Origin of the sequence: Streptomyces sp. SID9727 (assembly GCF_010550605.1) — a bacterium.
Taxonomy (GTDB): domain Bacteria; phylum Actinomycetota; class Actinomycetes; order Streptomycetales; family Streptomycetaceae; genus Streptomyces.
In genome coordinates this window covers 1-8,892 of the sequence record NZ_JAAGNI010000044.1, presented here as the reverse complement: position 1 = coordinate 8,892, position 8,892 = coordinate 1, and the positions used below count along the sequence as shown (strand labels likewise).

The window sequence follows — 8,892 nt, the reverse complement described above, 5'->3', positions numbered from 1 at the left end:
GGCCGCGGACGCGTCGGGAGCGACGGCCGGATGCGAGAACGCCGACTCGGTCTCGGCGGCGTCCCGCTCGCGCGCGGCAGAATCCGACATCCCGCTCCCACCCTCCCTGTCGTCCGGCCCAACTGGCCTGACCTGCGGGGACGGTACCAGTACGGCGGCCGCCCCCGCCCACCGGGAATCCGCGGCCCCGCGCACCGCGCACCGCGCACCGCGCACCGCGCACCCGCCCCACGGTCGGCCCGCAGCACGGTCGGCCCGCAGCACGGCGCCGTCCGGTGACCGGGGCGAGCCGGTCACCGGACGGATGCGGCAGCCTACGCCGTCGGAGCGCCCAGAACGCCCGCGAGCACCCGCGCCGCGCGTTCCGCGTCCGCGAACCCCACGTACAGCGGTGTGAAACCGAACCGCAGCACGTCGGGCCGGCGCAGGTCCCCGACGACACCGCGCGCGATCAGCTCGGCCATCACGGGCTCCGCGTCGTCGCACCGCAGTGCGACCTGGCTGCCCCGTTCCGCGTGGGCGGCCGGGGTGACGGAGGTGACCCGCCCTTCGGGGGCGTACGCCTCGACGCACTCCAGGAAGAAGTCCGTCAGGGCCAGGGACTTGGCCCGGACCGCCTCGATCCCGACCCCGTCCCAGACGTCGAGGGACGCCTCCAGGGCCAGCATGGACAGGATGTCGGGCGTGCCGACCCGGCCCCGCACCGCACCGTCCGCCGGGGTGTAACCGGGCGTCATGGCGAACGGGTCGGCGTGCGACGTCCACCCCGGCAGGGGCGAGTCGAAGGACGCCTGGTGGCGCTCGGCGACGTACAGGTAGGCGGGCGAACCGGGGCCGCCGTTGAGGTACTTGTACGTGCAGCCGACGGCAAGGTCCACGCCGTGCTCGTCCAGGCCGACGGGGAGCGCGCCCGCGCTGTGGCACAGGTCCCAGACGGCGATCGCGCCCGCGGCCCGCACCGCGGCCGTCAGCCCCGGCAGATCGTGCAGCCGGCCCGAGCGGTAGTCGACGTGGTTGAGCAGCACGGCGGCGGTCCGCGGACCGAGCGCGTCCGGTACGTCCGCGGGGTCGACCGGCACGATCCGGTGGCCGGTCATCCGGGCCGCCGAAGCGGCGATGTAGCCGTCGGTGGGGAACGTCCGCGCGTCGACCAGGATCTCGTCGCGGCCCTCCGGCGCCAGCCGGGTCGCGGCGACGAGGGCCTTGAAGACGTTCACGCTGGTCGAGTCGCCGACGACGATCTGTCCGGCCGCCGCACCGACGATCGGGGCGATGCGGTCGCCGATCCGTTCCGGCGCCGTCCACCAGCCGCTCTCGCCCCAGGACCGGATGCGCAGCTCGCCCCACTCACGGGTGAGGACCTCCTGCACCCGGGCGGGTACGTGGCGCGGCAGCGCGCCGAGCGAGTTGCCGTCCAGGTAGACGGTGTCGTCCAGGGTGAACAGCTCGCGCAGCGGTGCGAGGGCGTCCCCGGTGTCGAGCGCCTGTGCGCGCTCCCGCAGATCAGACATGGCTGCGGGCCGTCCAGAGCTCGGGGAACACGTTCTTCGTGGCGCGCTTCTCCAGCCAGGCCACGCCGGCCGAGCCGCCGGTGCCGGTCTTGGAGCCCATGGCCCGCCGGGTCGCGAGGAGGTGGTCGTTGCGCCACCGCCACACCAGCTCGCCCACGTCGGTGAGCACCTCGCCGAGGCGGACCAGCTCGTCGTTCTGATCCGGGTTGGCGTAGATCTCCGCCCAGACGGCCTCGACCTCGGGCGAGGGCTCGTACTTCCGGGTCAGATCCCGGCCGAGCACCGTCTCCGGGATCGCGTGCCCGCGCCGGGCGAGCAGGGCGAGGGCCTCGTCGTACAGGCCGGGCTCCGCGAGGGCCTTCTCCAGCTCCGCGTGGACGCGGGGCGCACCCCGGTGCGGCACCAGCATGGACGCGGACTTGTCGCCGAGCAGGAACTCCATCCGCCGGTACATCGCCGACTGGAAACCGGAACCCTCGCCGAGCGAGGACCGGTACGAGTTGAACTGGGCGGGGGTGAGCTGGGCGAGCGGTGTCCAGGAGGCGTTCAGGGCCTCCAGCTCGCGCAGTGACCGCTTCAGCGCGTCCTGCGCGACGTCCAGGCGGTCCTCGCGCATCGCGTGCGCGGCGGTCTCCCACTCATGGACGATGACGGTGAACCACAGCTCCATGACCTGGGTGGTGACCAGGAAGACCATCTCGCCGGGATCGTCCGAGCGGAGGTGCTGGAGGTGGGTCAGGACATCCGCCTGGACATAGTCCTCGTACGGAGTCGTGCCCGCGAAGTCGAGGTGCGGGGTCGCCGCACCGGTGGCTTCGGGGTCGGGGTGAATCGTCGACATCGCTGTCTCCTCGACACGAGCTTCCGGGTAGCGGTCCGCCCCTTCCCTGCGGAAGTGGAGCTCCGGTCCCCTGTTCGCATCCTAAACGCCGCCTCCGGACACGCGCAGGCCCCGCAGTCGCGGATGCGGAGCTGCGGGGCCTGCGGTAGGGCGTCGGCTAGCCGAGGGTCTGGGCCGCGGTCGGCGAGGAATCGCGCAGGAACGTCGAGCAGCGCTCGTACTCCTCCTGCTCGCCGATGGCCTGCGCGGCCCGTGCGAGGGCGTGCAGGGCGCGGAGGAAGCCTCGGTTCGGCTCGTGCTCGAACGGCACGGGGCCGTGGCCCTTCCAGCCGGCCCGGCGCAGCGCGTCGAGGCCGCGGTGGTAGCCGGTGCGGGCGTAGGCGTACGACTCGACGACCCGGCCGCCCTCGAACGCCTCGTCGGCGAGCTGCGCCCAGGCCAGCGAGGAGGTCGGGTACTTCGCGGCGACATCGGCGGGGGCCGTGCCGGCGGCGAGCAGTTCGCGCGGCTCCGGGTCGTCGGGCAGGTGGGTCGGGGGCGGGCCCCCGAGCAGGTTTTCGTGGATCGACATGCTCCCAGTGTGCCTGGCACGGGCCCGCCGGTGACCCGGTGGGCACGAATCCCGCCCCCGGCCCGTGCGGCTTCGGACCCACCGCGCCCTTCAGCCCGTGGTGTCCGGTGGGGCCGTCTCCGACGCGGGTTCCAGCGGCGGGCTCGTGACGCCGCAGTGGACCGCGCACTCGGGCCGCGTGGTGTCGCGCGCGGGAGCGGGGGTGCGCACGGTCGCCCAGGCGATCAGCGCGCCCAGCACCAGCAGTCCGGCGCACATCGGCATCGCCCGCCGGAACGTCGCGGCGAACTCCCCGGCGTCCCGGTACGCCTCCGGACCCATGCCGGCGAGCAGCGGCAACGCGGCCACCGCGATGAGGCCGGCGGCGCGTGCGGCGGCGTTGTTGATGCCGCTGGCGAGCCCGGCCCGCCCCGTGTCCACGGAAGCCAGGACGGTCGCGGTGAGGGGCGCCACGACGGTGACCAGGCCGACGCCCAGGACGGCGACGGCGGGCAGTACGTCGGTCAGGTAGCCGGTGACGGAGTTCGATCCCTCCCCCACGCGCAGCATCAGCAGCATGCCGGCGGCGGCGATCAGCGGCCCGGCGGTGAGCGGGATGCGCGGCCCGATGCGCTGGCCCAGCTCGCCCGAAGCGGCGGAGAACAGCAGCATCAGGAGGGTGGTCGGCAGCAGCGCGGTGCCCGCGCCCAGCGCCGAGTACCCGGCGACGACCTGGAGCTGGATCGCGGAGAGGAAGAAGTAGCCGCCGAGCGCCGCGTACACGCACAGGGTGACGATGTTGACGGCGGTGAACTGGCGGGACGCGAACACCGAGGGCGGCAGCATCGGGTGTGCGCGCCGCCGTTCGAGCTGGACGAAGGCGGCACCGAGGAGCACTCCGCCCGCCGCCGCTCCGATCACGGCCGGGGAGGCGCCCTGCCCCGGCGCGTCGATCAGGGCGTACGTCACCAGGGCGAGCGCGAGGGCGCCGAGGGCCGCCCCGGCGACGTCGAACCGCCCCCGGGCGCTCGGGTCCCGGGACTCCGGTACGTGGCGCAGCGCGACGGGCACGCAGACCGCGGCGAGTGGCAGGTTGAGCAGGAACACCCAGCGCCAGCCCGGCCCGTCGACGAGCCAGCCGCCCAGGAACGGCCCCACGGCCGCACCGACCCCGCCGAACCCGGACCACAGCCCGACGGCGCGCGCCCGGTCGTCGGGGTGGAAGCTGGCCTGGATCAGGGCCAGCGAGCCCGGTGTGAGCAGCGCGCCGCCGACCCCCTGGAGGGCACGGGCGGCGATCAGGACGGGGGCGTTCGGCGCGAGGCCGCAGACCAGCGAGGCGGCGGCGAACCAGATGACGCCCACCACGAAGACCCGCCTCCGCCCATAGCGGTCGCCGAGCGCCCCTCCGAGCAGGATCAGCCCTGCCAGGGTCAGCATGTAGGCGTTGACGGTCCACTGGAGCGCGGCCAGGTCGGTGCCCAGGTCGTCGCCGATGCGGGGCAGGGCGACGTTGATGACGGTGGAGTCGAGCATGGCCATGCTCGACCCGAGCACCGTCGTCAGGACGACCCAGCGCCCGACGGGGGAGGCCACGCGGATCGCGGGCTCGTCCGCCTCGCTCTTCTCCATGGCCTCAGCATCGTCGGCACCCGGCCGAAGGGCCACCCGGTAGGGCCTGGCAGACGGGAATCGTCAGCCAGGGCTCCGGCCCTCAGGCACCGCCGCGTACCGCCTCGACGCCCCGGATCAGCGCGTCGAGCCCGGCCTCGGCCTTGCTCCGCGTGCATCCCACGTTCAGCCGGACGAAGCCCTCGGCCCCGTACGTGCTGCCCGGCATCACCGCGACGCGCTCCCGCTCGATCAGGACGCGCTGCAACGCCTCGTCGTCCCGGACGCCGGCACGCCGCAGATCGATCCAGGCCAGGTACCCGGCCTGCGGCGGCTCCCACTCCAGGGCCGGAAAGGCGGTGTTCAGCCGGTCGGCGACCAGGGCCAGGTTCTCCGCGACGTACGCGCGTACCGCGTCCAGCCACGGGCCGCCCTCCCGGTACGCGGCGATGTGCGCGGTGAGCGAGAGCACCGCCGGTGAGGCGAGGCCCTCGGCCGTCTCCATCCGGCGCAGGTACTCGGTCCGGTCCTCCGGCCGTCCGATGAGGCCGTACGAACCGGTCAGCGCGGGGAAGTTGAACGACTTCGACGCCGAGCTGACGACCGCCCAGCGCGCGTCGCCGCCCACCCGGGTCCACGGCACGTGCGGACGTCCGCCGTGCACGAAGTCCGCGTGGATCTCGTCGCTGATCACGGCCACACCGTGGCGCACGGCGAGCTCGGCCATCCCGGCGAGCTCCGCCTCCGTCCACACCCGCCCGGACGGGTTGTGCGGGGAGCAGACCACGAGGACCTTGCTGTCCGGGCGCGCGAGTTCCCGCTCCAGTGCGTCCGTGTCCCCCAGCGGCACGCCCCGCAGCTCCCGCCCGAGTCCGTGGACCGCCTTGCGGAAGCCGTCGTACGTGGGCGTGTGCAGGACCACGCCGTCGCCCTCGTCCGTCCACATCTGGAGCAGCTGGGAGAGCTGGCTGAGCACGGACGGCCCGTACACCAGGCTCCCGGTGTCGATCGCGGTGCCGTACCGCGTCGCATACCAGTGGGCGACGGCCGGCCGGAAGTCGCCCAGCCGCCAGTCCGTGTAGCCGAATACGCCGTGTTCGAGGCGGGCCCGCAGGGCGGCCAGCACCTCGGGGGCGGTCTCGAAGTCCATGTCGGAGATGGTGAACGGCAGCAGCCCGTCCACCCCGAAGCGGTCCGCGACCCCGTCCCACTGGACGCACCAGGTTCCGCGGCGGTCGATCACGGTGTCGAAGTCGTAGGACGTGCTCACAGCTGTTCCCTCGGGTCGTGCGCGACGGGTCCGGACATGCCGTGGGCCCGGTACCCCGAGGGGTGCCGGGCCCACGCCACTCAGCCGTACCGGATTACTTCAGCTTCGTGCCGGTGGAGCGCAGGTTGGCGCACGCCTCCGTGACGCGCTTGGCCATGCCGCCCTCGGCGGACTTGCCCCAGCTGCGCGGGTCGTAGACCTTCTTGTTGCCGACCTCGCCGTCGACCTTCAGCACACCGTCGTAGTTGCGGAACACGTGGTCCACGATCGGGCGGGTGAAGGCGTACTGGGTGTCGGTGTCGAGGTTCATCTTCACGACGCCGTTCTCCAGCGCGGTGGCGATCTCCTCGGCGGTGGAGCCGGAGCCGCCGTGGAAGACGAAGTCGAACGGCGACGTCTTGCCGTACTTGGCGCCGACGCCCTCCTGGAGGTCCTTGAGGAGCTCCGGCCGCAGGACGACGTTGCCCGGCTTGTAGACGCCGTGCACGTTGCCGAACGAGGCGGCCAGCAGGTAGCGGCCCTTCTCGCCCAGACCCAGCGCCTCGGCGGTACGCAGCGCGTCGTCCACGGTCGTGTAGAGCTCGTCGTTGATCTCGTGGGTGACGCCGTCCTCCTCGCCACCGGTCGGGGTGATCTCGACCTCAAGGATGATCTTGGCAGCGGCGGCCTTGGCCAGCAGCTCCTGGCCGATGGCCAGGTTGTCGGCCAGCGTCTCGGCCGAGCCGTCCCACATGTGCGACTGGAACAGCGGGTTCAGGCCCTTGGCGACGCGCTCCGCGGAGACGTCGATCAGCGGACGGACGTAGGTGTCCAGCTTGTCCTTGGGGCAGTGGTCGGTGTGCAGCGCGACGGTGATGTCGTACTTGGCGGCGACGATGTGCGCGAACTCGGCAAGGGCGACGGCGCCCGTGACCATGTCCTTGTTGTACTGGCCGCCCAGGAACTCCGCCCCGCCGGTCGAGATCTGCACGATGCCGTCGCTCTCGGCCTCCGCGAAGCCGCGCAGGGCGGCGTGCAGGGTCTGGGTCGACGTCACGTTGATGGCCGGGTAGGCGAACTTGCCTGCCTTCGCCCGGTCGAGCATCTCGGCGTATGCCTCGGGGGTTGCGATGGGCATCTGTCCGCTCCTTGGGATGTGCGGGTGTGCGTGCTGGGTCCCTGACCTGGGGGCGACGTCATCGTCGCCCCCATCTTCCCAGACTCTGGTTCCGGCTCCACCCGGCGGTGCCTCCCAGCCCGGGGGGTGCCTGCTCGCGGGCGCACGACGAAGGCGGTCGGTTTCACGTGAAACCGACCGCCTTCGGGCAAACTGCCAGGTCAGTCGAGGTCGAGGTCCGGGACCGTGTAGACGTGGACGTACGGAAGACCCGCCTCGGCGATGGCAGGGGCGGCACCGCGCTCCACGATCACGGCCACGGCGACGACCTCGCCGCCGGCCTCGCGCACGGCCTCGACGGCGGTCAGCGGCGAGCCGCCGGTGGTCGAGGTGTCCTCGACGACAAGGCAGCGACGGCCCTTCACGTCCGTGCCCTCGATCCGGCGCTGCATCCCGTGGGCCTTCTGCGCCTTGCGGACGACGAAGGCGTCCAGCTCCTGGCCACGGGCCGCGGAGGCGTGCAGCATCGACGTGGCGACCGGGTCGGCGCCCAGCGTCAGACCGCCCACGCAGTCGTAGTCCAGTTCGGCCGTCGCGTCGAGCATGACCTGACCGACCATCGGAGCGGCCTTGCCGTCCAGCGTGATGCGGCGCAGATCGATGTACCAGTCGGCCTCCAGGCCGGAGGAGAGCGTCACCTTGCCGTGAACCACGGCCTTGTCCTTGATCTGCTGCAGCAGCTCAGCACGTACGTCAGTCATGGCTACGAGGATAAGGCGCGCGTTTTCCACCACGTCCCGCCCGCGTCCGGACCCACCCGCGTCCGGAACCCGTCCCGGTCCGGGCCCGCCCGCCGGCGCCCCGCGCTCAGAGCCGGCGCCAGCTCCAGGTGGTGGCGATCTCCAGCGGCTCGATCGGGGTGACATAGCGAGGGTCGGTGTTCAGCCCGTTCGGCGGACCCGACTGCGGCTCCACGCACACCGCCTCGTCCTGTTCGTCGTAGATCACAACCCACTCGGACCGGCTCTTCACCGTCAGCTCCAGCCGTTCCGGCCAGGTGAGGGTGACGTCGACACCGTCCGGCATCCCGAAGCAGTCGTCCCACGGTCCGGGCAGCGGCGGAATCCGGCGGCCGGTCGGCAGGTGGTTCTCACCGCGCTCCTCCTGCCAGGCGGCGTCGAAGTCGATGCGGACCTCCTCACCGGTGTCGAGGCGGCGGCGGAACCACGGGTGCCAGCCCGCCTGGGCCGGAAAGGAGTCCCCGTACGTCTCGATGCCGAAGGCCAACGTGAGGGAGTCGTCGCCCAGTTCGAAGGTCTGGGTCACCCGGCCCGGGTACGGCCACGGGTCGGCCAGGTCGTAGTAGAACGACGCCTGCGTCCCGCTCTCCAGGGCGGTGTGCCACGCCGTGTCGCGGCCGGTGCCGTGGATGGCGTGCGGGGGAGCCGTCAGCGGCAGTTGGTGGAGGACGCCGCCGTCGCGGAACTGCCCGTTCTCGGTCCGCCCGCACCACGGGACCATCGGGAAGCAGCCGTACCGCTCCCCCTGCCTCAGCAGTTCGGTACCACCGATCCGCAGGCTGCTGATACGGCAGCCGTTGGCGGGGTTCACGGTCAACTCTGTGTCGCCGACGGAGAGCCGGACGTCCTTCTCGCTACTGCTCACGGGACGACCCTACTGGCGCCGCTACCTCCGCCGCCGCAACGCCCGGCTGACGACCACCGCCGAGGCGAGGGCCAGAGCCGCCGCCGGGGCGACCCAGCGCAGCGTCGCACCCGCCCCGCCCGAATCCGGCGAGGGCACGGGGGCGTAGCGGCCGCGCGGCGGGGCGTGGTCGACCTCTTCCGCGCTGCGCCCGATCATGGTGCGCCGGGCATGCGCGGCCTCGGCCGGTGGCCCGTCCGGCACGGTGAACTCGATCCCGGCGACCGGGTCCAGCGACGACGGCGGAACGGGCGCGTCGAACAGGGACTCCTCCTGCGACGGCTCTCCGTCCCGCTCCGCGCCCCGCTC

General features: G+C 72.8%; 8 protein-coding genes and 2 pseudogenes. All 10 read right to left on the bottom strand.

The genetic code is table 11. The features are described 5' to 3' along the window. Positions 1-90 (bottom strand): annotated as a pseudogene (locus G3I41_RS37585) (alpha/beta hydrolase); the annotation flags it as partial. Positions 91-314: 224 nt separating this feature from the next. Next, on the bottom strand, positions 315-1,511 hold the full coding sequence (gene kynU / locus G3I41_RS02680) for a kynureninase (protein WP_164398688.1): 1,197 nt from the start codon (positions 1,509-1,511) through the stop codon (positions 315-317). After that, positions 1,504-2,352 (bottom strand): tryptophan 2,3-dioxygenase family protein, encoded by an 849-nt coding sequence (locus G3I41_RS02675; protein WP_164398687.1) that lies wholly within the window; start codon positions 2,350-2,352, stop codon positions 1,504-1,506. The genes kynU and G3I41_RS02675 overlap by 8 nt, the downstream gene beginning before the upstream one ends. Positions 2,353-2,509: 157 nt before the next feature. Further along, positions 2,510-2,923 carry a DUF3151 domain-containing protein gene (locus tag G3I41_RS02670; protein WP_164398686.1) on the bottom strand — a complete coding sequence of 138 codons (414 nt, stop codon included), beginning with the start codon at positions 2,921-2,923 and terminating at the stop codon, positions 2,510-2,512. Positions 2,924-3,013: 90 nt separating this feature from the next. After that, entirely contained in the window at positions 3,014-4,534 is a 1,521-nt protein-coding gene (locus G3I41_RS02665) for an MFS transporter (RefSeq protein WP_164398685.1), read from the bottom strand. Positions 4,535-4,616: 82 nt separating this feature from the next. Further along, positions 4,617-5,783, bottom strand: a complete 1,167-nt coding sequence (locus tag G3I41_RS02660; RefSeq protein WP_164398684.1) for a MalY/PatB family protein — start codon at positions 5,781-5,783, stop codon at positions 4,617-4,619. A 94-nt stretch (positions 5,784-5,877) separates the two neighbouring features. Then, positions 5,878-6,900, bottom strand: coding sequence for a class II fructose-bisphosphate aldolase (gene fbaA / locus G3I41_RS02655; RefSeq protein WP_164398683.1), 1,023 nt, complete (start codon positions 6,898-6,900; stop codon positions 5,878-5,880). Between the two features lie 200 nt (positions 6,901-7,100). Continuing rightward, a complete protein-coding gene (gene pyrE, locus G3I41_RS02650) occupies positions 7,101-7,640 on the bottom strand; it encodes an orotate phosphoribosyltransferase (protein ID WP_164398682.1) in 540 nt (179 codons plus the stop codon). A gap of 106 nt (positions 7,641-7,746) precedes the next feature. Next, positions 7,747-8,544: an aldose 1-epimerase gene (locus G3I41_RS02645; protein WP_164398681.1), complete on the bottom strand. Its 798-nt coding sequence runs from the start codon at positions 8,542-8,544 to the stop codon at positions 7,747-7,749. 21 nt (positions 8,545-8,565) lie between these two features. Beyond that, positions 8,566-8,892, bottom strand: a pseudogene (locus G3I41_RS02640) (hypothetical protein); the annotation flags it as partial.